Source organism: Pulveribacter sp., from assembly GCF_032079985.1.
In the GTDB taxonomy this organism is placed as follows: domain Bacteria; phylum Pseudomonadota; class Gammaproteobacteria; order Burkholderiales; family Burkholderiaceae_C; genus Melaminivora.
The window spans coordinates 437,445-463,531 of sequence record NZ_DAMATK010000002.1 but is presented as its reverse complement, the minus strand read 5'-3'; the positions used below and the strand labels follow the sequence as shown (position 1 = coordinate 463,531).

Sequence of the window (26,087 nt, the reverse complement as noted above, 5' to 3'; positions counted from 1 at the left end):
TTGTCAGTCGCGCAGCAATTCGTTCAGGCTGGTGGTGGAACGCGTCTTGGCGTCCACCTTCTTGACGATCACGGCGGCATACAGGTTATAGCGCCCGCCATCCTTGGGCAGGCTGCCGCTGACCACCACCGAGCCGGCCGGCACGCGGCCGTAGTGGATCTCGCCCGTGGCGCGGTCGTAGATGGGCGTGCTCTGCCCGATGTACACGCCCATGCTGATGACGGAGTTCTCCTCGACGATCACGCCCTCGACGATCTCCGAGCGGGCGCCGATGAAGCAGTTGTCCTCGATGATGGTCGGGCCGGCCTGCAGCGGCTCCAGCACGCCCCCGAGGCCCACGCCGCCGGACAGGTGCACATGCTTGCCTACCTGCGCGCAGGAGCCCACGGTGGCCCAGGTGTCCACCATGGTGCCCTCGTCCACGTAGGCGCCGATGTTCACGTAGCTGGGCATCAGGATGGCCCCGCGCGCGACGAAGCTGCCGCGCCGCGCTACCGCCGGCGGCACCACGCGCACGCCGGTAGCTGCCAGCTCCTCGGCCGACATGCCGCTGAACTTGGGCGGAACCTTGTCGAAGAAGGCCAGGTCGCCGGCCTGCATGAGGGCGTTGTCGTTCAAGCGGAAGGACAGCAGCACGGCCTTCTTGATCCACTGGTGTACCGTCCAGCGGCCCACGCCCTCGCGGGTGGCCACGCGCAGGGTGCCGCTGTCCAGGTCGGCGATGACCTGCGCGACGGCGTCCGTCACTTCCTTGGGCGCGTTACCGGGCGCCAGGCTGGCACGGTTGTCCCATGCGTTGTCGATCAGGGTCTGCAGAGGCTGGCTCATGGGAGGGAAGAAGGATGGAGAGGGAAAAAGGAAGGATTCGGTACCGGAGGGCAGCAGGCGCATCAGCGGGGTGCGCCGGCAAAGCGGGCGATGCGCCGGGCGGCCTCCAGGCATTCGTCCACACCCGCCACCAGGGCCATGCGCACGCGCTGCGCGCCGGGGTTTTGGCCCTGGACTTCGCGCGCCAGGTAGCTGCCGGGCAGCACCGTCACATTGTATTGAGCGAGCAATTCGCGGGCGAAGTCGGTATCGCTCAGGCCCATGGCTTCGGGCACGCCGGCCCACAGGTAAAAGCCTGCGTCGGGCAGGCGCACGTCCAACACCTGCGCCAGCACCGGAGTGACCTGCTCGAACTTCTGGCGGTACAGCTCGCGGTTGGCCTGCACGTGGGCCTCGTCGCCCCAAGCGGCGATGCTGGCGGTCTGCACGGCCGGGCTCATGGCGCCACCGTGGTAAGTGCGGTAGAGCAAAAAGGCCTGGATCAGGCGTGCGTCGCCGGCCACGAAGCCGCTGCGCAGCCCGGGCACGTTGCTGCGTTTGGACAGGCTGGTGAAGGCCACCAGATTGCGAAAGTCATGCCGGCCCAAGCGCGCCGCAGCTTCCAGGCCGCCCAGGGGCGGCTCGCCCTGGAAGTAGATCTCGCTGTAGCACTCGTCGGAGGCGATCACGAAGCCGTGTCGGTCGCTCAGTGCAAAGAGCTTTTCCCACTCGGACAGCGGCATGACAGCGCCCGTCGGGTTGCCGGGCGAGCACACGAACAGCAGTTGCGTGCGCCGCCAGACCTCCTCGGGCACGCCGTCCCAGTCCACGGCGAAGTTGCGCGCCGGGACGCTGGGCGCGTAATAGGGCTGCGCTCCCGCCAGCAGCGTGGCGCCTTCGTAGATTTGGTAGAACGGGTTGGGGCAGACCACCGTGGCACCGGCGCGGCCCGGATCGACTACGGTCTGGGTAAAGGAAAACAGCGCCTCGCGCGAGCCATTGACGGGCAGCACCTGCGTGGCCGCGTCCAGCGCCAGGCGATAGCGGCGCTGCAGCCAGCCGGTGAAGGCCTGGCGCAGGGCCGGCTCGCCCGACGTGGACGGATAGGAGGCCAGGCCGTCCAACCCGTCGCACAGGGCCTGCTGGATGAAGGCCGGCGTGGCATGGCGCGGCTCGCCTATGCCCAGGCTGATGGGTGCATGGTCGGGCGAGGGCGTGACCCCCGCGAAAAGCTGCCGCAGCCGCTCGAAGGGGTAGGGCTGCAGGAGAGAGAGCCGGGGGTTCATGGGGCGCGATTATCGGGGATGGCCGAGGCGGCCGCGGCCCGTAGCGTGGCGCGGATGCACGGGTAAACCGCCGTATTTCGGCCATTGCGCTGTAAGCATTTCAATTGTTACGATGAGTATCATCTATCGCTTACAGCCGGTCGCGTGCCGCGTGCCGCACAACGATGGGAGACCCAAGACGATGCGCCATGTTTTCTTCTTGCGCCCGGGCGTATGGCTGATGCGCCGCCTGGCCTTCGGTGCCAAGGTGGGATTGCTGGGTGTCGTCGCCGCGCTGGCGATGCTGGCGCTGGCCGCGCTGCCCGGCCTGGCGCCCGGCTGGCTGTGGCCGGCCTGTCTGGCTCTGGTGCTGCTGGTAGCGTATCTGGCCATGGCGCTGGCGGCCAGCGTGGCGCCCGGCCTGGCTCGGCTGGATGAGGTCATGCAGCGCGCCGCCCAAGGCGACCTGTGCGCCCGCGCCGGCCTGACCGGCGGCGACGAGCTGGGCCGGCTCGGATCGCAGCTGGACCGCATGGTGCTGACCCTCTCGGCCATGGTGGCGGACGTGCGCAGCAACGCGGCGCTGGTGGCCCACGCCGGCCAAAGCCTGGCGCACGACAACGGCGAGCTGTCCGAGCGCACCGAGCAGCAGGCCGCCAACCTGGAGCAGACCGCCGCCAGCGTGGAGCAGCTGTCCAGCGCCGTGAACAACAACGCCCAGGCGGCTGGCCTGGCCGACCGGCAGGCGGCACAGGTCAGCCAGGCGGCGGAGACCGGCACGCAGTCCATGGCCCGGGCGGTGCAGGCCGTGCAGGCCATCCAGGGCGACGCGCGCCGCATGGGCGAGATCATCGGCGTGATCGACGCGATCGCCTTCCAGACCAACATCCTGGCGCTGAATGCGGCCGTCGAGGCAGCGCGCGCAGGGGAGCAGGGCCGCGGCTTTGCGGTGGTGGCCGGCGAGGTGCGCACCCTGGCCGGCCGCTCGGCCGAAGCAGCGCGCGAGATCCGCCAGCTCATCCAGGCTTCGGTGCAGCAGGTGGAGGCCAGCGCCGGGCTGATCCGCTCGGCTGGCGAGGACATCGCCACCATGACCGCGGGCATACGCGCCGTGGCCGCCAGCGTCAGCGAAATCTCGCATTCGGTGGCAGAACAGGGCTCGGGTCTGCGCGAGGTCAGCACCGCCGTCCAGCAACTGGACCAGATCACCCAGCGCAACGCCCACATGGTGGGCGAGAGCCTGCGCCAGGCCCAGGCGCTGGAAAGCCGTGCCGGCACCCTGTCGCGGGCAGTGCTGGCCTTTCGCCTGCAACAGGGCACGGCCGAGGAGGCGATGGCCCTGGTGCAGCGCGCCGCGCAGCTGCACCGCGGCGGCGGGCACGGGGACTTTCTGGCCACCCTCACCGACCCGGCCCAGCCCTTCCACGACCGCGACATGTACGTCTTCGCGCTGGATGCAGCAGGCACCTATCGCGCCTTCGGCGGCAATCCGGCGAAGGTGGGTACGCGCGTGCAGGGCATTCCCGGCGTGGACGGCGACGCGCTGCTGCAGTCCATCGTCGCGCAGGCAGAGCGCTCGCCCGGCTGGGTGGAGTACGGCATCACCCACCCGGTCACGGGAAAGGTGCAGACCAAGATGTCTTTCGTGCAGCGGGTGGGCGACTGGTACCTTGGCTGCGGCGTCTACAAGAGCCTGGCCGCCACCAGCTGACGGGCGGTCAGCCGGCGCGCCGCGCGCGCGCCCGGGCCAGCGCCGCGGCAATGGCGGCGCTGCGCTCCACACCAGGGGATGTCTCGGCCGCTTCGGCAGGTAGGGAGATTTTCTCGGCCTCGAGCCGATCGCACCGCACTTGGTAACGCGCACGGGCATGACTGGCTTGCTGCGGCGACCAGGCGGCCCAGCCGGTGGCGCCGGCGCTCGCCTCCTGCATCTGGATGCAGTCCACCGGGCAGACGGGCAGGCACAGCTCGCAGCCCGTGCAGTGCGCGGCGATCACGGTGTGCATGCGCTTGGACAGGCCAAGGATGGCATCCGTCGGGCAGGCCTTGATGCACAGCGTGCAGCCTATGCACCAGTCCTCGTCGATCACGGCCAGCGCGCGCGGCAATTCCTGCCCGCATTCCTCGTCCAGGGGCAGCACCGGCCGGCCGGTCAGAGCCGCCAGGCGCGCCACGCCTTCGGCGCCGCCGGGCGGGCAGCGGTTGATAGCCGCGTCACCTGTGGCTACGGCCTGGGCATAGGCGGCGCAGTCGGGGTAGCCGCAGCGGGTGCATTGGGTCTGCGGCAGGGCGGCGTCGATCAGCGCCGCCAGCGGCGCCACGCGCCCCGGTTGCGAGGCGGGCATAACTAACGCCTGTCCTGTCAGGCAGCGCGCGTGCCGCGCATCTGCCGTGAGGCGGAGCGGGGCGCGGCGGCAGGGGCGTTGTGCCCCAGGATGAAATCCCGCACGCGCGGATAGACGATCTCGCGCCAGCGCCGGCCGCTGAAGATGCCGTAGTGCCCGGCGCCCTTGACCTCCAGGTGCTCGCGGCTGTCCGTGGTGATGCCGGTGCACAGGTCGTGCGCGGCCTCGGTCTGGCCGCTGCCGGAGATGTCGTCCAGCTCGCCCTCGACGGTCAGCAGGGCGGTGCCGCGGATGTCCTGCGGCCGCACGCGCTCCAGCTCGCCGCTCTCCGATCGCACGTCCCAGGTGCCCTTGACCAGGTCGAAATCCTGGAACACGGTGCGGATGGTCTCCAGGTAGTAGTGCGCATCCATGTCCAGCACGGCGTTGTATTCGTCGTAGAACTTGCGGTGCGCCTCGGCGCTGGCGTCGTCGCCCTTGACCAGGTTCTTGAAATAGTCGTAGTGGCTGGTGGCGTGGCGGTCCGGGTTCATGGCCACGAAGCCGGTGTGCTGCAAGAAGCCCGGGTACACGCGCCGGCCGGCGCCGGGGAAGTTGTCCGGCACGCGGTAGATGACGTTGTTCTCGAACCACTCGTAGCTGCGCTGCGTGGCCAAGTTGTTCACGGCCGTGGGTGCACGGCGCGCGTCGATGGGCCCGCCCATCATGGTCATGGACAGCGGCGTGGTCTCGCCCCGGCTGGCCATCAGCGAGATGGCCGCCAGCACCGGCACCGTGGGCTGGCAGACGCTCATCACGTGGCAGTTGCCGTAGCGCGCCTGCAGGTGGCGGATGAACTCCTGCACGTAGTTGACGTAGTCGTCCAGATGGAAGTCACCCTCGGCCAGCGGCACCATGCGGGCATTCTTCCAGTCGGTGATGTAGACCTTGTGGCCGCCGAGCAAGGTGCGCACTGTCTCGCGCAGCAGCGTGGCGTAATGGCCAGACAGCGGCGCCACGACCAGCACCACGGGCTGGCCCTTGAGGGTGGCCAGCGTGCCGGAGTCGTCGGAGAAGCGTTTGAAGCGGCGCAGCTCGCAAAACGGCTTGTCCAACTCCACGCGCTCGTGAATGGCGACTTCCACACCGTCCACGGGCACCGTGCGGATGCCGAACTCGGGCTTTTCGTAGTCCTTGCCCAGGCGGTACAGCAACTCATAGCCGGCGGACATGCGTTGCGCCAGCTGCGTCTGGCCGAAAGGATTGACGGGGTTGCTGTAGAACTTGGCGGTGGCCTGTGCCAGGTCGGCGAAGGGCTCCATCAAGCTGCGTTGGGTTTCGTAGAGGGTGTACAGCATGGGGCGAGTAAGAATTTGTTGCAGTGCAATATAACAATAAGCGACAGACCTTGCCGAGCGTGCTTCTACGCATCCATGTCACGTGTAGGACAGGGCGATGCCCGGCCTTCAGCCAGCCAATCCGCTATTGTTATAAGAGCTGCCAACGCATGTCTGGCGGGCCTTTGAGGCTATTTCACGCTGGATTCTGTAGCAGCCAGGCCTCGAAGGCTTCGCGGGCGCTGTTGCGCAGCGCCCGGTGGAACACCACCTTGTCCGCCAAGTACAGGCAATGGCGCATCACCGTGAAGGGATTGAAACTGCCCTGCGGATGCGTGTCTTCGTAGAACTGCCGGTAGCGCTTGACGGTGCCCAGGGTTTCGCTCAGCAGGGCGTTGAAACGTGCCCGCGTCATGCCCGGCGCCCAGCCGCGGATCTCCTCGACGAACAGGTCCACGCGGTCGGCATCGAACTTGTAGCCGGTGAAGAAATGCCGCGCGATGCGCAAAAAGGTGAAGGCATCCAGCTCGCTACCGGCGTGGCCGGCCTCGGGGCCGTCCAGCTCGGCGTCGGCCCGGCGCAGCTCGGCCTCGGTGGCGTCTCGGATCTGGCGGAACTCCCGGTCGGCCAGCTCGAACAGGGCGGACAGCACGTTGATGCGCCGCTTCAGCTCGGGCGGGATGGATTTCTTGTACTTGATCCGGTGGTCCAGCACGCTCCAGGCGTCCTGGATGATGGTGCGAACCTGCAACTCGAAGGGCGCGCCGGCATGCCCGTCGCCCGGTCCTGCGCCAGCGCGCAGGCGCAGGTCCAGGTGCAGGCCCTTGTAGCCGAAGGACGATTCCGTCGCCTGTACCGCGCTGACCTTGTCGGTCACGTCGATGACCTCGAAGTGCGCCCGCGCAATGTCGGCTACGCGCGCCAGCTCGTCCTCGTACAGACATACCACGCGCACGCCGATCAGGTCGGTGATGCAATGCTGGATTTCGTAGGGCGCGCCCGACTCCTCCAGCGCCGCCCGGTACTTGCGGGCGAACTTGCGCAGGCACTCGTCGCGGTCCTTGACCCGGCCTTCCACCTTGGCCACCTCGACATCGCCGGCCTGCACCAGCAGCGCCTGCAGCCGCGCCACGTGCAGGGCGCAGGCCAGCTCCAGCGCCGTGCGCTCACGTTGGTACCAGGCGTGGAAGGCGGTTTCCTCGAGCGTCAATGGCGAAGTAGTGGACATGTGTGAATTGCGCAATGCGCGCCGATGGTAGTGCAGCCGCCCTTGCCGCTGGCCGCATGGTGTGCGACGCTCACGGCGTTCATGCATTTTCCCGCGCCAGACGATACGGCCGTCCCCCCTTCTGACAGCCGCGGCTATGTCGGCCTGGCCGCCGGCGTGCTGCTGACGGCGCTGCTCCTGGCCTTCGTGGGGTTGTTCTGGAGCGCCCAGGAGCAAGCCCGCACCGCCCGGCGCCAGCAGGTGTTCGATACCTCGGTGCTCCAGACCCTGGCCGCACTCAAGCACCGTCTGGCCACGTTCGAAACCATGCTGCGGGGCCTGCGCGGCTACCACGACGGCTCCCAGAGCATCGGCGTGGCCGAGTTCGAAGCGTATTACGAGGGACTGGCCCTGCCCGCCAACCTGCCCGGCCTGCAGATGCTGGCGCTGCTGGACGCCCCCGGCGCGGATGCCGAGCCCGCCGCGGCCACCCTGGTCCAGCCTGCCAGCGCCCGAGCCAATCTGGAGCGCGACTCCCTGGGCCGTGCCCCGGGCCGCGACGCGCTGCAACGCGCACGCGACAGCGGCCGGCTGGCGCTGTCCGGCCTGCTGCGGCCGGCCGGCGACTCGTCCCCGCTGATGATGGCCCTGGCGCTGTACACGCCAGGTGCAGAGCCGGCGGCGCCGGCGCAGCGGCGCAAGCGCCTGAAGGGCTGGGCAGTAGCCCAGCTCGACTTGGCCCAGGTGGTCTCCGAACTGCAGCCCGAGCTGCTGCAGGACGTCGCTTTGGCCATCCACGACGGCCCGGCCGTGGCCGGCAGCGCGCCGCTGTTCGCCTCGCATCCGGGCTATTCGCCTGCCAGTCTCAATGCGGCCCTGGAGGCCGTGGTTGCGCTCGACGTGGGCGGGCGGCGCTGGACGCTGGTGCTGTACCCGTTGCCGCCCTTCGAGCAGCGCTTCGAGGGCTCCGGCCACCACGCCATGGCACTGCTGGGCATGGCCTTCAGTGTGCTGGCAGGCTGGTTTCTGGCCGTGCAGATCAACGGGCGCCGCCGCGCCGTAGCGCTGGCGCACGCCATGACGCATGAACTGCGCCAGGCCCGCGACGCACTGGAGGACACCCTGAACGCCGTGCCCGACCTGCTGCTGGAGGTGGACCAGGAGGGACGCATCCTGCACCTGCGCTCTTCCCGCACCGACCTGGCCGGCATGCCGCAGGCGCAGATCGGCCACACCCTGGCCGAGGTGCTGCCGGCGCGCTCCGCGTCGGAGTTCATGGCCGCGCTGCGGGAAGCGCGCGAACAGGGCTATTCCGAGGGCCGGCAGTACAGCGTGCCCCTGCCGGGCGGGCGGCGCTGGTTCGAGCTGTCGGTGGCGCGCAAGGGCCCGGCCGCCGGGCCGGACCACTACATCGCGTTGGCACGCGACGTGACCCGCCGCCACGACGCCGAGGCCGCCATGCACAGCCTGGCGCACTACGACACGCTCACCGGCCTGCCCAACCGCCGCCTGCTGCTGGAGCGCATGCGGCACGCCCTGCAGGTCTGCCGCGATCAGGGCACGCACGGGGTGCTGCTGTACCTGGACCTGGACCATTTCAAGCAGATCAACGACGCTCGCGGCCACGGCGTGGGCGACAGCCTGCTGCTGCAGACGGGCCAGCGCCTGCTGGGCCTGGCCAGCGGCCAGGACACGGTGGCGCGCCTGGGAGGCGACGAATTCGTCTGGCTGGTGCCCGGCCTGGCCGGCCTGCCGACGCAGGCGCGCGCCCAGGCCGAGAAGCTGGCAGGGCGCCTGAGCCAGGCCGTGGCCCAACCCTACGAGGTCGAGGGCCTGCGCTACAGCGCCAGCGCCAGCGTGGGCGCGGCCCTGTTCCCGCAGCCCGGCCAGGGCGTGGTCGACCTGCTGCGCGAGGCCGACACGGCCATGTACCGGGCCAAGGAACAGGGCCGGGCCCAGGTGTGCTTCTTCGAGCCCGGCATGCACGACCAGGCCCAGGAGCGCCTGGCGCTGGCGCAGGACCTGCAAAGCGCCGTGGCCGACGGCGCCCTGCAGGTCTACGCCCAGCCGCAGGTGAATGGGGCCGGGCGGCTGACCGGCGCCGAGCTGCTGCTGCGCTGGCACGACCCGCGCCGCGGCGCCGTGCCGCCCGAGCGCTTCATCGCCGCGGCCGAGGAGAGCGGGCTGATCTCCCGCATGGGCTCGGACGTGCTGCGCCAGGCCTGCGACACGCTGGCACTGCTGGCGCGCCGGGGGCGGCGGCTGGCCATCTCGGTCAACGTCAGTCCGCGGCAGTTCCGCCAGCCGGACTTCGTGCAGCAGGTGCGCGCTGCCCTGCAGGGCAGCGGCGCACCGGCGCAGCAGCTCACCCTGGAGGTCACCGAAGGCCTGCTGCTGGAGAACTGGCAGGCCACGGCCGAGCGCATGCACGAGCTGGTGGCGCTGGGCGTGCGCCTGTCCATCGACGACTTCGGCACCGGCTACTCCAGCCTGGCCTATCTGAAGAAGCTGCCGTTGTACGAGCTGAAGATCGACCGCAGCTTCGTGCAGGACGTGCCGCAGGACGACAACGACGCGGCCATCGTGCGCGCCATCGTCGCCGTGGCGCACCACCTGCGCCTGCAGGTGGTGGCCGAAGGGGTGGAAACGCAGGCCCAGGCCGACTTCCTGCGCCAGCACGGCTGCGATGCGCTGCAGGGCTACCTGTATGGGCGGCCCATGCCGCTGGCGCAGTGGCTGCAGGGCCTGGAAGACCGCGCGGACTGAGCCCGGTCAGCCGGCGGCGACGGCCGCGCCGGGCTTGGTGCGCGCCAGCTGCATGACCTGGCGCGCCGGCAGGGCCTTCAGGCGGTGCTCGCTCCACACCTGGCGCCAGCGGCGCGCCCCGGGCAGGCCGGCGCGCAGGCCCAGCATGTGGCGCGCGATCGCGTACCAGTGCGTGCCATGCTGCGCGGCCTCGCGCTCCATGTAGGCCACCATGTCTTCCTCGACCTGCTCGCGCGTCAGGGCGCTGGCGGGCTGGCCGAAGAACTGCTCGTCCCAGCGCGCCAGCCACCAGGGGTTGTGGTAGGCCTCGCGCCCGACCATCACGCCGTCGACCTGCGCCAGCTGCTCGTGCACCGCCTCGTCGCTGGCGAAGCCGCCGTTGACGGCGATGGTCAGCTGGGGAAAGTCGCGCTTGAGCTGCGCCACCACCTCATAGCGCAGCGGCGGGATCTCGCGGTTTTCCTTCGGGCTCAGGCCCTTGAGCCAGGCGTTGCGGGCGTGGGCGATGAATACGCTGCAGCCGGCCTCGGCCACCGTGCCCACGAAGTCGCGCACGAAGCCGTAGTCCTCCACCCGGTCGATGCCGATGCGGTGCTTGACGGTGACGGGGATCTGCACCGCATCGCGCATGGCCTTGACGCAGTCGGCCACCAGCTGCGGCTCGTTCATCAGGCAGGCGCCGAAGGCGCCGCGCTGCACGCGCTCGCTGGGGCAACCGCAGTTCAGGTTGACCTCGTCATAGCCCCAGTCCTGCGCCAGGCGCGCGCACTGCGCCAAGTCCTGCGGCTCGCTGCCGCCCAGCTGCAGCGCCACGGGATGCTCGGCGGCGTCAAAGCGCAGGTGCCGCGCCACGTCGCCGTGGATCAGCGCGCCGGTGGTCACCATCTCGGTGTAGAGCAGGGCGTGGCGGCTCAGCAGCCGGTGCAGGTAGCGGCAGTGGCGGTCCGTCCAGTCCATCATGGGCGCGACGGACATGCGCCAGAACGCCGGGGCAGGGGAGGAAGAGGCGGCTTGCACGGTGGGCGTGGAATATGGGTGTTTTTGGCCTCCAGCGCTTATTTGTAAAGCGCTGGCAGCTATCAAATCAGGAGTAAGCGCGCTCAGCGCCGGGCGTACAGGGCCTCGATGGCGGCGCCGTAGTGGGCCACCAGATTGTTGCGCTTGAGCTTGAGCGTGGGGGTCATGAAGCCGTTTTCAATCGTCCACGGCTCGCGCACCAGGTGCACGGCGCGCGGCACGGCGTAGCGCGCAAAGCCGGCGGCGCTGCGCTCGATGCGCGCCAGCGCGGCGCGCAGCACCTGGGGGTCAGCTAGGCTCTCGGGGGCGTCCGCGTCCAGGCCCAGCTGACCGGTCAGCTGGCGCCATTCGTCGTTGTTGACCACGGCCAGGGCGGCAATGAAGGGGCGGTTCTCGCCCACCACCAGGGCCTGGCCGAACAGCGGGTCGCCCGTGATGGCCAGCTCCAGGTCGGCCGGCGGCACCTTCTCGCCAGTGGAGGTGACGATGATTTCCTTGATGCGCCCCAGGATGCGGATGCGGCCCTGCACGATCTCGGCCTGGTCGCCGGTGGACAGCCAGCCTTTGGCATCCAGCACGCGCGCCGTGTCCTCGGGCCGCTTCCAGTAGCCCTTCATGACGATGGGCCCGCGCACCTGCAGCTCGCGGTTGTCGCCGATGCGCACCTCAACGCCCGGCAGGGCGCGGCCGACGGTGGAGGGATCGTTGTCGTCCAGCGTGTTGCAGCTGACCACGGGCGTGGTCTCGGTCATGCCGTAGCCCTGCACCAGCGGCAGGCCCAGGCCCAGGAAGCAGCGGGCGATGGTCGGCGACAGCGGCGCGCCCCCGCTCACGGCCACGCGCAGCCGCCCGCCGAACTGCGCCAGCAGCGGCGCGGCCACCAGGGCGCGCAGCAGCGGCCAGGGCAAGGCGCGCGCCCAGCCGCCCGCGCCTTCGTCGACCGGCGCCGGCAGGCCCTGGGCGGCGCAAAAGCGGCGCCAGCCCGCGGCCTGCGCGGCCTCGAACAGTTGCATCCTCCAGGGCGAGCCCGACAGCTTTTCCAGCACCTTGGCGTGCACGCGCTCGTAGATGCGCGGCACCGACACCAGCACCGTCGGGCGCACCTGCTTCAGGTCGTCGGCCAGCAGCGCCACCGAGCGGGCGTAGGCCACGCAGCTGCCGGCGGCCATCGCCAGGTAGTAGCCGGCCGTGCGCTCGAAGGTGTGCGACAGCGGCAGGAAGGACAAAAACACGTCCTGCGGTGTGGGGACGATGCGCGCCAGCACGGCGTTCACGTCAGCCATCACATTGGCGTGGGTCAGCATCACGCCCTTGGGCTTGCCGGTGGTGCCGCTGGTGTAGACGATGGCGGCAAGGTCTTCAGGCGCCGGCGCCGGTGGCAGGGGCGTGCCAGGCGCGGCGTGCGCCAGCCAGTCGGCCAGGGCGGCGACGGGCACGCCGTCGCCAGCGGCCGGCAGCCCGCCAGCGGGCGGTTCGGTGACGACCACGCCCTGCAGGTGCGGCAGAGCCTGGCCGGTGGCGCGCACGCGCTCCCACTGCGCATGCTCGGCCACCACCAGCATGGAGACCTCGGCGTCGGCCAGGATGTAGGCGATGCTGCCCGGGTTGTCGATGGCGTGCAGCGGCACGGGCACGCAGCCGGTGGCCAGCAGCGCCTGGTCCAGGCTCATGGCGTCCAGCCCGTTGGGCAGCAGGATGGCGACCCGTGCGCCGGCGGGCAGGCCGCTGGCGGCGATTGCCCGGCTCCACTGCTGCACGCGCTCGCCGGCCTGCGCCCAGGTCACGCTGAGCCACCGGCCGGCGGCCTCGTCCCACTGCCGGTAGGCCTCGCCTTCAGGGGTGGCGCGCACGCGCAGGGCCAGCAGTTCGGGCAGCGTCCGGGCGGCGCTCAGGTCGGGGGCAAAAGCAGTCATGTGGCGCAAGAAAAAGCCGCTGGATGGGCGTCCGGCGGCACTGGGGAAAACCCGAAATGATAGCGACCGGCCCTCGGCCAGCCTTTTTTCAGCCCGCGGCTTCCAGCCCGTTGGCGAAGTGCCGCTCCATGGCCTGCACCGTGCCCTGCACGTCGCGCGCACGCAGGGCGGCCATGAGGGCCTCGTGCTCGGCCAGCGACTCTTCGATGCGGCCCTGGCGCAGCAGCGAGTTGTGGCGGTTGAGCTTCATGACCTTGCGCAGGTCGGTCACCACCTGGCTGCGCCAGCGGTTGTCGGCCATCTCCAGAAGGCGCATGTGGATGCGCTCGTTGATGGCAAAGAAGCGTTCCCGGTCGCCGGTGGCGCCGGCCAGCTCGGCGTGCAGGCCGTCCAGCTCGCGCAGCTGCGCCGGTGTGGCATGGGCGGCCACGGCGGCGGCGGCGTCGCGCTCCAGCAGCGACAGCAGGTGGTAGACGTCGCGCAGGTCTTTTTCGCTCATCTCGGTGACGTAGGCGCCGCGGCGCACCTTCATGGTCACCAGGCCCTCGGCGGCCAGCACCTTCAGCGCCTCGCGCAGGGGCGTGCGGCTGATGCCGAACTCCTCGGCGATCTTCAGCTCGTCGATCCAGCTGCCCGGCTCCAGTTCGCGCCGGAAGATGCGCTGGCGCAATTGCTCCGCCACCTGTTCGTACAGGGCGCGGGGAGTGAGGGAGACAGCGGACATGGTGCGCGAAATGTAGCGCATAAAAACTAAGAATTAATAATTATGGTTCGGGTAAACTCTGGTGATCTGCGAACGGCGGTACAGCCGGCACGCGCCCCATTGCTACCTTTGCGAAAGCATCACGCCCCATGAGCCAGCCTCCCGCACCCTCATTCGCGCCCGCCAGCCTGCAGGATTGGGCCAAGTCCGCCGCCAAGTCCGCCCCGGGCGGCGACGTGCAGGCTCTGAACTGGATCACGCCGGACGGCATCACCGTGAAGCCGCTGTACACCGCCGAGGACACGGCCGGCCTGCCCTACGCCAACACGCTGCCGGGCTTCGAGCCCTACCTGCGCGGCCCGCAGGCCACCATGTACGCCGTGCGGCCCTGGACCATCCGCCAGTACGCGGGCTTCTCGACGGCCGAGGAATCCAACGCCTTCTATCGCAAGGCCCTGGCCGCGGGCGGGCAGGGCGTGTCGGTGGCCTTCGACCTGGCCACGCACCGCGGCTATGACAGCGACCACCCGCGCGTGACGGGCGACGTGGGCAAGGCCGGCGTGGCGATCGACAGCGTGGAGGACATGAAGATCCTGTTCGACGGCATTCCGCTGGACAAGGTCTCCGTCTCAATGACCATGAACGGCGCCGTGCTGCCGGTGCTGGCCGGCTACGTGGTGGCGGCCGAGGAGCAGGGCGTTTCTCAGGAGCAGCTCTCGGGGACCATCCAGAACGACATCCTCAAGGAGTTCATGGTCCGCAACACCTATATCTACCCTCCGAAGCCGTCGATGCGCATCATCGGCGACATCATCGAGTACACGAGCAAGAACATGCCCAAGTTCAACTCGATCTCGATCTCGGGCTACCACATGCAGGAAGCAGGGGCCAACCAGGCGCTGGAGCTGGCCTTCACGCTGGCCGACGGCAAGGAATACGTGAAGACGGCGATTGCCAAGGGCATGGACGTGGACGACTTCGCCGGGCGGCTGTCGTTCTTCTGGGCCATCGGCATGAACTTCTACCTGGAGATCGCCAAGATGCGCGCCGCGCGCCTGCTGTGGTGCCGGATCATGAAAGGCTTTGACGCCAAGAAGCCCAAGAGCCTGATGCTGCGCACGCACTGCCAGACCAGCGGCTGGTCGCTCACCGAGCAGGACCCCTACAACAACGTGGTGCGCACCACCATCGAGGCCATGGCGGCCGTCTTCGGCGGCACGCAGAGCCTGCACACCAACGCGCTGGACGAGGCCATCGCCCTGCCCACCGAGTTTTCCGCCCGCATCGCGCGCAATACCCAGCTGATCATTCAGGAAGAAAGCCACATCACCAACGTCATCGACCCCTGGGCCGGCTCCTACATGATGGAAAAGCTGACCCAGGACATGGCCGACGCCGCCTGGAAGATCATCGAGGAGGTCGAGGCCATGGGCGGCATGACGGCCGCCGTGGATTCGGGCTGGGCCAAGCTGAAGATCGAGGCGGCCGCCGCGGAGAAGCAGGCGCGCATCGACTCCGGCAAGGAGGTCATCGTCGGCGTGAACAAGTACAAGCTGGCCAAGGAAGACCCCGTCGACATCCTGGAGGTGGACAACGTCAAGGTGCGCGACAGCCAGATCGCGCGCCTGAACGATATCAAGCAAAAACGCGATCAAACCCGCGTCAGCCAAGCGCTGGCTGCTCTCACTTCTGCAGCAGAGTCGGGCCAGGGCAACCTGCTGGACCTGGCCATTCAGGCCGTCCGCGCCCGCGCCACGGTGGGCGAGGTGTCCGACGCGCTGGAGCAAGTCTTTGGGCGCCACCGCGCCGATACGCAAAAGGTGACCGGTGTGTACGCAGCCGCTTATGACTCGGCCGAGGGCTGGGAAAAACTCAAGGGCGAGATCGACTCCTTCGCCGAGCAGCAGGGCCGCCGCCCGCGCGTGATGATCGCCAAGCTGGGCCAGGACGGCCACGACCGCGGTGCCAAGGTGGTGGCCACGGCCTTCGCCGACCTAGGCTTCGACGTGGACATGGGTCCGCTCTTCCAGACGCCCGAAGAATGCGCCCGCCAGGCCATCGAGAACGACGTGCACGCCGTGGGCGTCTCCACGCTGGCTGCCGGGCACAAGACGCTGGTGCCGGCCATCATCGAATCGCTCAAGGAGCAGGGCGCCGACGACATCATCGTCTTCGTCGGCGGCGTGATTCCCCAGCAGGACTACGACTATCTGTACAGCGCCGGCGTGAAGGGCATCTACGGCCCCGGCACGCCCATCCCGGCCAGCGCCAAGGACGTGCTGGAGCAGATCCGCAAGGCCACGGCGTGACGCCTGACGTGCTGCTTCAGGGCATCGTGGCGGGCAGCGGCGCCGTACAGCGCCGCGCCATCGCCAAGGCCATCACGCTGCTCGAATCCACCCGCGCCGACCACCGGGCGCAGGGCGACGAGCTGCTCACCGCGCTGCTGCCGCACACGGGGCGGGCCCTGCGGCTGGGCATCAGCGGCGTGCCGGGCGTGGGCAAGAGCACCTTCATCGAGGCGCTGGGCCTGCACCTGATCGCGCAGGGGCTGAAGGTGGCGGTGCTGGCCATTGACCCGTCGTCCACCGTCTCGGGCGGTGCCATCCTGGGCGACAAGACGCGCATGGAGCACCTGTCGGTGCACCCCGATGCCTACATCCGCCCCAGCCCGTCCAGCGGCACGCTGGGCGGCGTGGCCGAGAAGACGCGTGAATCCATGCTGGTGTGCGAGGCCGCAGGCTACGACGTGGTCATTGTCGAAACCGTGGGCGTGGGCCAGAGCGAGATCGCGGTGCAGGGCATGACGGACATGTTCGTGGTGCTGCAGCTACCCAACGCCGGCGACGATCTGCAGGCCATCAAGAAGGGCGTGATGGAGCTGGCCGACCTGGTGGTCATCAACAAGGCCGACATCGACCCGCACGCCGCCATGCGCGCGCAGGCGCAGATCACCTCCAGCCTGCGGCTGCTGATGCTGCACGGCAATCCCGACCACGACTGGAAGGCCGGGCTGGTATGGCGGCCCAAGGTCATCACCATCAGCGCGCTGCAAAGCCAGGGAGTGGACGAGTTCTGGGCCGCTGTTACCGACTTTCGCGCGCAGCAGACCGCCAACGGCCGCCTGGCCGCGCGGCGCGAGCGCCAGGCGCTGGCCTGGATGTGGGAGCGCATCGACGCCGGCCTGAAACAGGCCTTTCGCGCGCACCCGCGGGTGCGCCAGCTGCTGCCCGGCCTGCAGGCCGACGTGGCGGCGGGGCGCATCGCGGCCAGCACAGCAGCACGAAATCTGCTCGCAGCCCAGGCAGGGCAAGCGCAAGCAGCTATCAGTTAAATAGCATTCAACCGAAGAGAGCAAGCATGCAAACCATCCTCGACCAACTGGAGAAAAAGCGCGAACTCGCCCGCCTGGGCGGGGGCCAGAAGCGCATCGACGCCCAGCACAAGAAGGGCAAGCTGACGGCGCGCGAGCGCATCGAGCTGCTGCTCGATGACGGCACGTTCGAGGAATGGGACATGTTCGTCGAGCACCGCTGCACCGACTTCGGCATGGAGGGCACCAAGATCCCCGGGGACGGCGTGGTCACGGGCTACGGCATGATCAACGGCCGCCTGGTGTTCGTCTTCAGCCAGGACTTCACCGTCTTCGGCGGCGCCCTGAGCGAAACCCACGCCGAGAAGATCTGCAAGGTCATGGACCAGGCCATGAAGGTGGGCGCACCGGTCATCGGCCTGAACGACTCGGGCGGCGCGCGCATCCAGGAGGGCGTGGCCAGCCTGGGCGGCTACGCCGACGTGTTCCAGCGCAACGTGCTGGCCAGCGGGGTGGTGCCGCAGATCAGCATGATCATGGGCCCCTGCGCCGGCGGCGCCGTGTATTCGCCGGCCATGACGGACTTCATCTTCATGGTCAAGGACAGCTCGTACATGTTCGTGACCGGCCCGGACGTGGTGAAGACCGTGACGCACGAGGAGGTGACGGCCGAGGAGCTGGGCGGCGCCATCACCCACACCACCAAGAGCGGCGTGGCCGACATGGCCTTCGAGAACGACGTGGAGGCGCTGATGATGCTGCGCCGCCTGTACAACTACCTGCCGCTGAACAACCGCGAAAAGGCGCCCGTGCGCCCGAGCAACGACCCGGCCGACCGCGCCGACATGAGCCTGGACACCCTGGTGCCGGCCAATCCCAACCAGCCGTACGACATGAAGGAGCTGATCGTCAAGACGGTGGACGACGGCGACTTCTTCGAGCTGCAGCCCGACTACGCCAAGAACATCATCATCGGCTTCGCCCGCATGGAAGGGCAGACCGTGGGCATCGTCGCCAACCAGCCGCTGGTGCTGGCCGGCTGCCTGGACATCAAGAGCAGCATCAAGGCCGCGCGCTTCGTGCGTTTTTGCGACGCCTTCAACATCCCCGTGGTCACCTTCGTGGACGTGCCCGGCTTCATGCCCGGTACGTCGCAGGAGTACGGCGGCATCATCAAGCACGGCGCCAAGCTGCTCTTTGCCTACGCCGAGTGCACGGTGCCGAAGATCACCGTCATCACCCGCAAGGCCTATGGCGGCGCGTACGACGTGATGAGCTCCAAGCACCTGCGCGGCGACGTGAACCTGGCCTGGCCCAACGCCGAGATCGCCGTGATGGGCGCCAAGGGCGCTGTGGAGATCATCTTCCGCGAGGACAAGAACGACCCCGTGAAGCTGGCCGCCCGCGAAGCCGAATACAAGGAGCGCTTTGCCAACCCGTTCGTGGCCGGCGCGCGCGGCTTCATCGACGACGTGATCCTGCCGCACGAGACGCGCAAGCGCATCTGCCGCAGCCTGGTCATGCTGCGCGAGAAGAAACTCGAGAACCCGTGGCGCAAGCACGGGAACATTCCGCTGTAAGCACCAGAAGAACAAGAACGAGCAACCGGAGTTCACCCAACCATGTTCACCAAAATCCTGATTGCCAACCGCGGCGAAATTGCCTGCCGCGTGATCGCCACGGCGAAAAAGATGGGCATTGCCACCGTCGCCGTCTACTCCGACACCGACAAGGAAGCCCGCCACGTCAAGCTGGCCGACGAGGCCGTGCGCATCGGCGCCGCGCCCAGCCGCGAGTCCTACCTGCTGGCCGACAAGATCATCGAGGCCGCCAAGCAGACCGGCGCGCAGGCCATCCACCCCGGCTATGGTTTCCTGTCGGAAAACGAAGCCTTCGCCCAGCGCTGCGAGGATGAGGGCATTGCCTTCATCGGCCCCAAGGCGCATTCGATTGCCGCGATGGGCGACAAGATCGCATCCAAGAAGCTGGCCAACGAGGCCAAGGTCAACACCATCCCCGGCTACAACGACGCGATCTCCGGACCCGAGCAGGCCGTGGAGATCGCCAAGGGCATCGGCTACCCGGTGATGATCAAGGCCAGCGCCGGCGGCGGCGGCAAGGGCCTGCGCGTGGCCTTCAACGACAAGGAGGCGTACGAGGGCTTTGCCAGTTGCCAGAACGAGGCGCGCAACAGCTTCGGCGACGACCGCGTGTTCATAGAGAAGTTCGTGCAGGAGCCGCGCCACATCGAGATCCAGGTGCTGGGCGACAGCCACGGCAACGTGATCTACCTGAACGAGCGCGAATGCTCCATCCAGCGCCGCCACCAGAAGGTCATTGAAGAGGCACCAAGCCCCTTCATCAGCGACGCCACGCGCAAGGCCATGGGCGAGCAGGCCGTGGCGCTGGCCAAGGCGGTCAAGTACCAATCCGCCGGCACGGTGGAGTTCGTGGTCGGCAAGGACCAGGACTTCTACTTCCTCGAAATGAACACCCGCCTGCAGGTGGAGCACCCGGTGACCGAGTGCATCACCGGCCTGGACCTGGTGGAACTGATGATCCGCGTTGCCGCGGGCGAGAAGCTGCCTTTGAGCCAGGCCGACGTCAAGCGCGAGGGCTGGGCCATGGAGTGCCGCATCAACGCCGAGGACCCGTTCCGCAACTTCCTGCCCTCCACCGGCCGGCTGGTGCGCTTCGCCCCGCCCGAGGAGACGATGTTCCAGGCCGACACGGACAAGCGCTGGGGCGTGCGCGTGGACACGGGCGTGTACGAGGGCGGCGAGATCCCGATGTACTACGACTCGATGATCGCCAAGCTCATCGTGCACGGCCAGGACCGCGACGACGCCATCCAGAAGATGCGCGCCGCGCTCAACGGCTTCGTGATCCGCGGCATCTCCAGCAACATTCCCTTCCAGGCGGCGCTGCTGGCGCACCCCAAATTCGTCAACGGCCAGTTCAACACCGGCTTCATCGCCGAGCACTACGCCCATGGCTTCTCCGCCGAGGACGTGCCGCACGACGACCCAGATTTCCTGGTGGCGCTGGCCGCTTTCATGCACCGGCGCTACCGCGCCCGCGCCTCGGGCATCAGCGGCCAGCTGGCCGGCCATGGCGTGAAGGTGGGCGAGGAGTTCGTCGTCGTCACCCTAGGCCACGAGGGCCAGAACGTGCAGCATCCGGTGTCGGTGACGGATTTCGACACCCAGTCCGGCGCCAGCGTGGTGCACGTGGGCGGCAAGGACTACCGCATCAGCAGCACCGCCACGCTGGGGCAGATCCGCGTGCAGGGCGCCTGCAATGGCCAGGGCTTCACGGCGCAGGTCGAACGCGGCGCGGGCAAGAACCCGCTGGCGCTGCGCATCGCGCACAACGGCACGCAGGTCGAGGCGCTGGTGCTGTCGCCCCTGGGCGCGCAGCTGTACGAGCTGATGCCGTACAAGGCGCCGCCGGACCTGTCCAAGTTCCTGCTCTCGCCCATGCCGGGCCTGCTGGTGCAGGTGGCCGTGGAGCCCGGCCAGAAGGTGCAGGCGGGCGAGCGCCTGGCCGTCATCGAAGCGATGAAGATGGAGAACGTGCTGTTTGCCGCGCAGGACGGCGTGGTCGGCAAGATCGTGGCCGGCAAGGGCGAGTCACTCAGCGTGGACCAGGTGATCCTGGAATTTGAATGAAATCGGCCTCCAGCGCTTGCCAGGCAAGCGCTGGCAGCTATCAAATAAGGAGTAACCAGTGAACGTCGAGACACGCCCCTTCAAGGTGCTGGGCATCCAGCAGGTGGCCATCGGGGGCCCCGACAAGACGGCCATGCGGCGGCTATGGGTGGACATGCTGGGCCTGGAGCAGACCGGCAGCTTCACCAGCGAGCGCGAGAACGTGGACGAGGACATCCTGACCATGGGGCAGGGTGCCCACAAGGTCGAGGTGGACCTGATGCAGCCGCTGGACATCGACAAGAAGCCGGCCGTGCACACCACGCCGCTCAACCACATCGGCCTGTGGATCGACGATCTGCCGAAGGCGGTGGAGTGGCTCACTGCCAAGGGTGTGCGCTTCGCGCCGGGCGGCATCCGCAAGGGCGCAGCGGGGTATGACATCACCTTCCTGCATCCCAAGAGCAACGAGGAGTTTCCGATTGCGGGCGAAGGCGTGTTGATCGAGCTGGTGCAGGCGCCGCCGGAGGTGATCGCCACGCTGGGCTGAATTTCAGCCGTTGCAATCCACAAGGCCCAGGTCTTCGACCTGGGCTTTTTTTTCGTCCATCCCAAGCAGCCTGCCCTGGTTTCGTCGCCCAAGTTAAAAGCGAATTGAAGGCTGATGAGGACTGTTCGGCGCTGCAGCCGTGGTTGCTGAGTGCGAATGGCAAGTCGCCAATAAGTTGCCGGAAAAACCTTCTTTTTGTCGCCAACAGCTGCCTAGTGCCGGCAAAAATAACTGGAAAAGCCATCTTTTGACGACAGGAAATCCGTCCTGCCTTTTTCACAATCAGCCCTTTCATTCAGCATGTGCAAATGGCCAGAATTGCCGGCCATGACCACTGCCACCCTGCAATTCATTCCTCCCGTCAGCCCTTCGCAGACGCCGTCCGGCACACGCTGGAGCGTTGACGCCGTGCAGTCCCTGTTGGATCTACCCTTCATGGAGCTGCTGTGGCGCGCACAGACCGTGCATCGCCAGCACTGGCCGGCCGGCGACGTGGAACTGGCCACGCTGCTGTCGGTGAAAACCGGCGGCTGCCCGGAAAACTGCGGCTACTGCCCCCAGGCCGCTGCCTTCGACACCGGGGTGCAGGCGCACAAGCTGATGGACGTGGCCGAGGTCACGGCCGCCGCCCAGGCTGCCAAGGATGCTGGCGCCACGCGCTTTTGCATGGGCGCCGCCTGGCGCGCGCCCAAGGACCGCGACATCGAGAAAATGGCCGCGCTGATTGCCGCCGTGAAGGGCCTGGGCCTGCAGACCTGCGCCACGCTGGGCATGCTGGCGCCGCAGCAGGCCGAGGCACTCAGGGACGCCGGCCTGGACTATTACAACCACAACCTGGACACCGCCCCCGAGTACTACCAGGACGTGGTCAGCACCCGCCAATACCAGGACCGGCTGGACACCCTGGCCCACGTGCGCGCAGCCGGCATCAAGGTCTGCGCCGGCGGCATCATCGGCATGGGTGAGGCGCCGGTGCACCGCGCCGGGCTGATCGCGCAGCTGGCCAACCTCGATCCGTACCCGGAGTCCGTGCCCATCAACAGCCTGGTGCGCGTGCCCGGCACGCCGCTGGCGGACAGCGAGGCGGTGGATCCGCTGGACTTTGTGCGCGTCATTGCCGCGGCCCGCATCACCATGCCGCGCGCCCGCGTCCGCCTGTCGGCAGGCCGTCAGCAGATGGGCGAGGCCGTGCAGGCGCTGTGCTTTCTGGCCGGTGCCAATTCCATCTTCTACGGCGACAAGCTGCTGGTGACGGGCAATCCCGAGGCGCAGGACGACGCGCGGCTGCTGGCCCGGCTGGGCCTCAACGCCCATCCTGCAGCATCCGCCTTGCAGGTGTGAGGGACACAGCGGCCTTGGCGTAGCCGCGCCAGGGCGCGTTGCCCTCGGGCAGGCGCGCGTCGATGTTGCCCAGGTGCCAGTGGGCGCTGCTCTGCAGGCCCTGCAGCTCGTCCCAGCGCAATGGCACTGAGATGCCCAAGCCGGGCCGCGCCCGCACCGACCACGCGCTCACCGTGGTGGCGCCAAAGCCGTTGCGCAGCCAGTCCACAAAGATGCGGCCCACACGGTTGCGCGGCCCGGCCTTGGCCACAAAGCGCTGCGGCAGCGTGCGCGCCAGGTGCTGCACCACCGCTTGCGAGAACTCGCGCACCGTGTCCCAGTCGTGCAGCCGCTTGATGGGCGTGATCACATGCAAGCCCTTGCCGCCGCTGGTTTTCAGAAAGGCGGGCAGACCCAGCTCCTCCAGCAGCACCCGCACCAGTTCGGCGCCTTCCAGCACCTGTTCCCAGGCCACGCCCTCGCCCGGGTCCAGGTCGAAGGCCAGGCGGTCGGGCCGGTCGATGCGGTCTCGGCGGGCGTTCCAGGTGTGCAGCTCCACCACGTTCATCTGCGCTGCCTGGGCCAGGCCCGCGGCGTCGGGCACCTCCAGCAGCGGCGGATGGCCCTCATAGAGGCGCGGATCCAGCTCGCGCAGGCCGGGGAGGGCGCCCTTGTAGAGGTGCCGCTGGAAGATGCGGGACCCCTGCACGCCGGCCGGGGTGCGCACCACCGACACCGGGCGCTGCGCCAGATGCTCCATCATCAAAGGCGCCACCTGCGCGTAGTAGCGCACCAGGTCGAGTTTGGTGGCGCCCGTCGAGGGGTCGATGACGCGGCTGGGGTGGGTGACGCGCAGCTCGCCCACCTGCTCTGCGCCCCTGCCGGCGCGCGCAGGTTTGCTTGAGCCGGATGCCGCGGCGTGTGTGGGCTGCGGAGCAGGGCGCTCGGGCACGATGGCGGCGGCGGGCTTGTCCTCGCGCAGACCATGGAACACCGCATGGCGCACGCGCCTGTCGCGCGTCCAGCCGGCGAAGGCCACCTCGGCCATCAGCTCGGGCCGCACCCAGTGCGGGCGGCCGGCGACATGGGTGCGGTGCGCGAAGGGCGGCTCGGGAACCTCCAGCACCTGCAGCCGGGTGGCCAACTCCTGCAGGGACTGGCGGGTGAACCCCGTGCCTACGTTGCCGGCATAGCGCAGCGCGCCGGTTTCCTCATCGTGCACGCCCAGCAGCAGCGAGCCCAGGCCGGTGCGGGTGCCCTTGGGATCGGTGTAGCCGACGATAACGAACTCCTGCCGCTGGCCGCACTTGAGCTTGACCCAATCCGCAGATCGCGCGGACACGTAGGGCGCATCGCGGCGCTTGCCGATCACCCCTTCAAAGCCCAGCTTGCAGGACGATGCGAAGAGCTGGGCTGCGGGCGCGTCGAACGCTTCGCTCAGGCGCACGTGGTGCTCGTCGGCCTGTGCCAGTGCCTGCTCCAGGGCTGCGCGCCGCTGCACCAGTGGCAGTGCGCGCAGATCCCGGCCGTCCAGGAAGAGCAGGTCGAACGCGTAATAGACGACCTCGGCCGCTCCCTTGGCGTCGAAGGCGTTCTGCAGCGCCTGGAAGTCCGGCACGCCATGGCCGTCCTGCACCACGATCTCGCCGTCGAGCCAGGCAGACGCCAATCCCAGATGCGCGATGGCCTGCGCCAGGTGTGGCATGCGGGCCGTCCAGTCCTTGCCGGCGCGGGTGAGCAGCTTCACGTCCTGGCCATCAATGCGCGCCAGAATGCGATAGCCGTCGAACTTCAGTTCGTACAGCCAGTCCGCACGTGGCGTAGGGGGTTGATCCACCAGCGTGGCCAACTGCGGTGCGATGAAGTCGGGCAGGGCGGAGAGCTTCGCTGCGCGGCGTGAAGCGGGCTTGGGGAATGCCCGCACTGGCTGGCCGTGCACATCGGGCAAGGAGCCGACGCTGTCGGGCAACGCATCCACCACGCTGTAGTCAGAAGCGGCCCGCTCCAGCCCATCGCGTTCCTTGATGAGCAGCCAAGCGGGCTTGTTGCCGCCCCGGCCGCCCATGCGTACCAGCGTCCAGCGCCCCTGCAGCTTGTGGCCGTGCAGGACGAATTTGAGTTTGCCGCTGCGCAGGCCTTGCTCGGGCTCGTCCAGGGGTTCCCACGTGCCCTTGTCCCAGACGATGACGCGCCCACCACCGTACTGCCCCTTGGGGATCTCGCCCTCGAAGGTGTTGTAGGAGATCGGGTGGTCTTCTACCTGCACCGCCATGCGCTTGTCCGCCGAGTCGTAGCTGGGGCCCTTGGGCACGGCCCAGCTTTTCATGGTGCCGCCCAGTTCCAGGCGAAAGTCATAGTGCAGCCGCGTCGCCCAGTGCTTTTGCACGACGAAGCGCAGGGTGCCATGGCTGGGCGTGCCACCCTCCTGCGGCTCGGGCGTGATGGTGAAGTCGCGCTTTTGCCGGTAGGTGGACAGCGGATCGTCCTTACGCCGGGCCATAGCAACACTGGGCCTGCATGGTCAGGCCGCCTTGCGCTTGGCGCGCGATGATGCGGCGGTGGCTTTCTTGCCCGCGGCGGCCCGGCGCGCACCCGTCTTGGACGGGGCAGGGGATTTGCCTGAGGCGGCCTTGCGAGGCGGCTTCGCCGTCTCCTCTTCAGGCGCCTCCTTGTGGCGGCCCTGCAGGCTGCGGCGCAGCAGGCGGGTCAGGTCGACCACGTTGGATTCGGCATCGTCGGCCTGCAACGCTTCTTCCTCTACCACCTCGACCTCGCCCTCGCGCGCCTTGGTCTCGACCAGCTTGCGGATTTCCTCCGAAAAGGAATTGCGGAACTGGTCCGCGTCCCACTTCTGCGTCATGTCATCGACGAGCTGCAGTGCCATCTTCATCTCGGCCTCGCGCAGGCCTGCGGCCTTCTCGCCGGCGGGCGGCAGATTCAGCTCGTCGGACGAGCGCACCTCGCCGCCCCAGCGCATCAGGTTCAGCACCAGCGAGCGCCCGCAGGGCATCAGCATCGCCAGGTGCTGCTTGGTGTGGATGACGACCCGCGCCACGGCCACGCGGTTGCTCTTGCGCAGCGCCTCGCGCAGCAGCGCATACACCTTTTCGCCGCGCTTGACCGGAGCGATGTAGTACGGGCGCTCCAGATAGACGAAGGGGATCTCGTCGGCGTCGACGAAGGCCTCCAGCTCGATGGTCTGCGTGGTGCGCGGGTAGGCCGATTCGATCTCGTCGTCGGTCAGCACCACATAGCGGTCATGCCCGTACTCGACACCACGCACGATGTCTTGGGACGCGACCTCTTTGCCGGTCTTCTTGTTCACACGCTTGTAGCCCACTGGGTCCATGGTGCGGCGGTCCAGCCAGTCGAAGTCGATGCCGCTGCTGCGGGTGGCCGAGTACAGCGCCACGGGAATGTTGACCAGGCCGAAGCTGATGGCGCCTTTCCACATAGAGCGCGGCACGCGGCCTTTCGCCGCCTCCTTGCTTATCGCTGTACCTGCACCAGCCCTGGCTGCCATGGTGAATCCTCCGCGTCACGAATCGAGACGAGGCCCGGCCGCTGATGGTCGGATCGGGTCTGCCCATGCGCGGCAAGTTAGCGCGGCAATATCCCAGAGACCGTAGGACGATTCCAGACGAAGGCACTGCTGAAGCGCTGATCAGAATGCTTAGGTCTCAAATATTTAACATAATATACATCGTATCTACTACGGTTGGCGCTGTGCTGCGGGCGCTATTCGCTGTGGCTGGCTGGCCGTCCGCGCTGCGCTTGCGTACAGCCAGCCAGCCACTGCGCCGGCGCTTGCCCTTGACTGCTCGCCAGACCGCCGAGGCGCTGCGCGCATTGTTTCTCAAGCACGAGCGGACGACAGCTGTTGCCTGATCCTGGCGCTACGCGGCAGGCACGGCG

Annotated in this window: 18 protein-coding genes; 8 read left to right on the top strand and 10 right to left on the bottom strand. The window is 68.3% G+C overall.

Annotated features, from left to right (window positions below; all coding sequences use genetic code 11):
• Positions 1-3 precede the first annotated feature (3 nt).
• Together dapD and dapC are read right to left on the bottom strand one after the other, a co-directional pair.
• The gene (gene dapD / locus RT282_RS08455; RefSeq protein WP_312302978.1) at positions 4-828 is read right to left on the bottom strand and encodes a 2,3,4,5-tetrahydropyridine-2,6-dicarboxylate N-succinyltransferase; all 825 of its coding nucleotides are present in this window, start codon (positions 826-828) and stop codon (positions 4-6) included.
• A 62-nt stretch (positions 829-890) separates the two neighbouring features.
• A complete protein-coding gene (dapC, locus tag RT282_RS08450) occupies positions 891-2,093 on the bottom strand; it encodes a succinyldiaminopimelate transaminase (protein WP_313313202.1) in 1,203 nt (400 codons plus the stop codon).
• Positions 2,094-2,274: 181 nt separating this feature from the next.
• On the opposite strand from dapC, the gene RT282_RS08445 reads away from it, so the two are divergent.
• Positions 2,275-3,783 (top strand): methyl-accepting chemotaxis protein, encoded by a 1,509-nt coding sequence (locus tag RT282_RS08445; RefSeq protein ID WP_313313200.1) that lies wholly within the window; start codon positions 2,275-2,277, stop codon positions 3,781-3,783.
• Between the two features lie 7 nt (positions 3,784-3,790).
• Here RT282_RS08445 and RT282_RS08440 read toward each other — a convergent pair whose 3' ends face one another.
• The 3 genes from RT282_RS08440 to RT282_RS08430 form a co-directional block, all read right to left on the bottom strand.
• On the bottom strand, positions 3,791-4,417 hold the full coding sequence (locus RT282_RS08440; protein ID WP_313079389.1) for an RnfABCDGE type electron transport complex subunit B: 627 nt from the start codon (positions 4,415-4,417) through the stop codon (positions 3,791-3,793).
• A 17-nt stretch (positions 4,418-4,434) separates the two neighbouring features.
• The gene (locus RT282_RS08435) at positions 4,435-5,754 is read right to left on the bottom strand and encodes a polyhydroxyalkanoate depolymerase (RefSeq protein ID WP_313313198.1); all 1,320 of its coding nucleotides are present in this window, start codon (positions 5,752-5,754) and stop codon (positions 4,435-4,437) included.
• 175 nt (positions 5,755-5,929) lie between these two features.
• Positions 5,930-6,961, bottom strand: a complete 1,032-nt coding sequence (locus RT282_RS08430) for a RelA/SpoT domain-containing protein (RefSeq protein ID WP_313313197.1) — start codon at positions 6,959-6,961, stop codon at positions 5,930-5,932.
• Between the two features lie 81 nt (positions 6,962-7,042).
• On the opposite strand from RT282_RS08430, the gene RT282_RS08425 reads away from it, so the two are divergent.
• A complete protein-coding gene (locus RT282_RS08425) occupies positions 7,043-9,706 on the top strand; it encodes an EAL domain-containing protein (RefSeq protein WP_313313196.1) in 2,664 nt (887 codons plus the stop codon).
• A gap of 6 nt (positions 9,707-9,712) precedes the next feature.
• On the opposite strand, the gene dusA is transcribed toward RT282_RS08425, so the two are convergent.
• From dusA to RT282_RS08410, 3 genes are all read right to left on the bottom strand, one after another.
• The gene (gene dusA, locus RT282_RS08420; RefSeq protein WP_313313194.1) at positions 9,713-10,723 is read right to left on the bottom strand and encodes a tRNA dihydrouridine(20/20a) synthase DusA; all 1,011 of its coding nucleotides are present in this window, start codon (positions 10,721-10,723) and stop codon (positions 9,713-9,715) included.
• 83 nt (positions 10,724-10,806) lie between these two features.
• Positions 10,807-12,636, bottom strand: coding sequence for a long-chain fatty acid--CoA ligase (locus tag RT282_RS08415; RefSeq protein WP_313313192.1), 1,830 nt, complete (start codon positions 12,634-12,636; stop codon positions 10,807-10,809).
• An 88-nt stretch (positions 12,637-12,724) separates the two neighbouring features.
• Positions 12,725-13,360: a GntR family transcriptional regulator gene (locus RT282_RS08410; protein WP_313313191.1), complete on the bottom strand. Its 636-nt coding sequence runs from the start codon at positions 13,358-13,360 to the stop codon at positions 12,725-12,727.
• 128 nt (positions 13,361-13,488) lie between these two features.
• On the opposite strand from RT282_RS08410, the gene scpA reads away from it, so the two are divergent.
• The 6 genes from scpA (at position 13,489) to bioB (ending at position 22,193) form a co-directional block, all read left to right on the top strand.
• Positions 13,489-15,648, top strand: a complete 2,160-nt coding sequence (gene scpA / locus RT282_RS08405; RefSeq protein ID WP_313313190.1) for a methylmalonyl-CoA mutase — start codon at positions 13,489-13,491, stop codon at positions 15,646-15,648.
• Positions 15,645-16,673, top strand: coding sequence for a methylmalonyl Co-A mutase-associated GTPase MeaB (gene meaB, locus RT282_RS08400; protein ID WP_313313188.1), 1,029 nt, complete (start codon positions 15,645-15,647; stop codon positions 16,671-16,673). The genes scpA and meaB overlap by 4 nt, the downstream gene beginning before the upstream one ends.
• Positions 16,674-16,699: 26 nt before the next feature.
• Positions 16,700-18,232, top strand: a complete 1,533-nt coding sequence (locus tag RT282_RS08395) for an acyl-CoA carboxylase subunit beta (protein WP_312302953.1) — start codon at positions 16,700-16,702, stop codon at positions 18,230-18,232.
• Between the two features lie 42 nt (positions 18,233-18,274).
• On the top strand, positions 18,275-20,323 hold the full coding sequence (locus tag RT282_RS08390) for an acetyl/propionyl/methylcrotonyl-CoA carboxylase subunit alpha (protein ID WP_313313186.1): 2,049 nt from the start codon (positions 18,275-18,277) through the stop codon (positions 20,321-20,323).
• Positions 20,324-20,381: 58 nt separating this feature from the next.
• On the top strand, positions 20,382-20,852 hold the full coding sequence (locus RT282_RS08385) for a VOC family protein (RefSeq protein ID WP_313313185.1): 471 nt from the start codon (positions 20,382-20,384) through the stop codon (positions 20,850-20,852).
• A 327-nt stretch (positions 20,853-21,179) separates the two neighbouring features.
• Positions 21,180-22,193 carry a biotin synthase BioB gene (gene bioB, locus RT282_RS08380; protein WP_313313184.1) on the top strand — a complete coding sequence of 338 codons (1,014 nt, stop codon included), beginning with the start codon at positions 21,180-21,182 and terminating at the stop codon, positions 22,191-22,193.
• On the opposite strand, the gene ligD is transcribed toward bioB, so the two are convergent.
• Together ligD and RT282_RS08370 are read right to left on the bottom strand one after the other, a co-directional pair.
• On the bottom strand, positions 22,156-24,672 hold the full coding sequence (gene ligD, locus RT282_RS08375; protein WP_313313183.1) for a DNA ligase D: 2,517 nt from the start codon (positions 24,670-24,672) through the stop codon (positions 22,156-22,158). The two genes, bioB and ligD, sit on opposite strands and share 38 nt — an antisense overlap.
• A gap of 21 nt (positions 24,673-24,693) precedes the next feature.
• The gene (locus RT282_RS08370) at positions 24,694-25,626 is read right to left on the bottom strand and encodes a Ku protein (RefSeq protein ID WP_313313182.1); all 933 of its coding nucleotides are present in this window, start codon (positions 25,624-25,626) and stop codon (positions 24,694-24,696) included.
• Positions 25,627-26,087 lie beyond the last annotated feature (461 nt).

What these genes read in the sequence shown, in the direction of transcription:
- dapD (WP_312302978.1), bottom strand. Translation starts at nt 828, where the DNA reads ATGAGCCAGCCTCTGCAGACCCTGATCGACAACGCATGGGACAACCGT.
- dapC (WP_313313202.1), bottom strand. Translation starts at nt 2,093, where the DNA reads ATGAACCCCCGGCTCTCTCTCCTGCAGCCCTACCCCTTCGAGCGGCTG.
- RT282_RS08445 (WP_313313200.1), top strand. Translation starts at nt 2,275, where the DNA reads ATGCGCCATGTTTTCTTCTTGCGCCCGGGCGTATGGCTGATGCGCCGC.
- RT282_RS08440 (WP_313079389.1), bottom strand. Translation starts at nt 4,417, where the DNA reads ATGCCCGCCTCGCAACCGGGGCGCGTGGCGCCGCTGGCGGCGCTGATC.
- RT282_RS08435 (WP_313313198.1), bottom strand. Translation starts at nt 5,754, where the DNA reads ATGCTGTACACCCTCTACGAAACCCAACGCAGCTTGATGGAGCCCTTC.
- RT282_RS08430 (WP_313313197.1), bottom strand. Translation starts at nt 6,961, where the DNA reads ATGTCCACTACTTCGCCATTGACGCTCGAGGAAACCGCCTTCCACGCC.
- RT282_RS08425 (WP_313313196.1), top strand. Translation starts at nt 7,043, where the DNA reads ATGCATTTTCCCGCGCCAGACGATACGGCCGTCCCCCCTTCTGACAGC.
- RT282_RS08415 (WP_313313192.1), bottom strand. Translation starts at nt 12,636, where the DNA reads ATGACTGCTTTTGCCCCCGACCTGAGCGCCGCCCGGACGCTGCCCGAA.
- RT282_RS08410 (WP_313313191.1), bottom strand. Translation starts at nt 13,360, where the DNA reads ATGTCCGCTGTCTCCCTCACTCCCCGCGCCCTGTACGAACAGGTGGCG.
- scpA (WP_313313190.1), top strand. Translation starts at nt 13,489, where the DNA reads ATGAGCCAGCCTCCCGCACCCTCATTCGCGCCCGCCAGCCTGCAGGAT.
- RT282_RS08395 (WP_312302953.1), top strand. Translation starts at nt 16,700, where the DNA reads ATGCAAACCATCCTCGACCAACTGGAGAAAAAGCGCGAACTCGCCCGC.
- RT282_RS08390 (WP_313313186.1), top strand. Translation starts at nt 18,275, where the DNA reads ATGTTCACCAAAATCCTGATTGCCAACCGCGGCGAAATTGCCTGCCGC.
- bioB (WP_313313184.1), top strand. Translation starts at nt 21,180, where the DNA reads ATGACCACTGCCACCCTGCAATTCATTCCTCCCGTCAGCCCTTCGCAG.
- ligD (WP_313313183.1), bottom strand. Translation starts at nt 24,672, where the DNA reads ATGGCCCGGCGTAAGGACGATCCGCTGTCCACCTACCGGCAAAAGCGC.
- RT282_RS08370 (WP_313313182.1), bottom strand. Translation starts at nt 25,626, where the DNA reads ATGTGGAAAGGCGCCATCAGCTTCGGCCTGGTCAACATTCCCGTGGCG.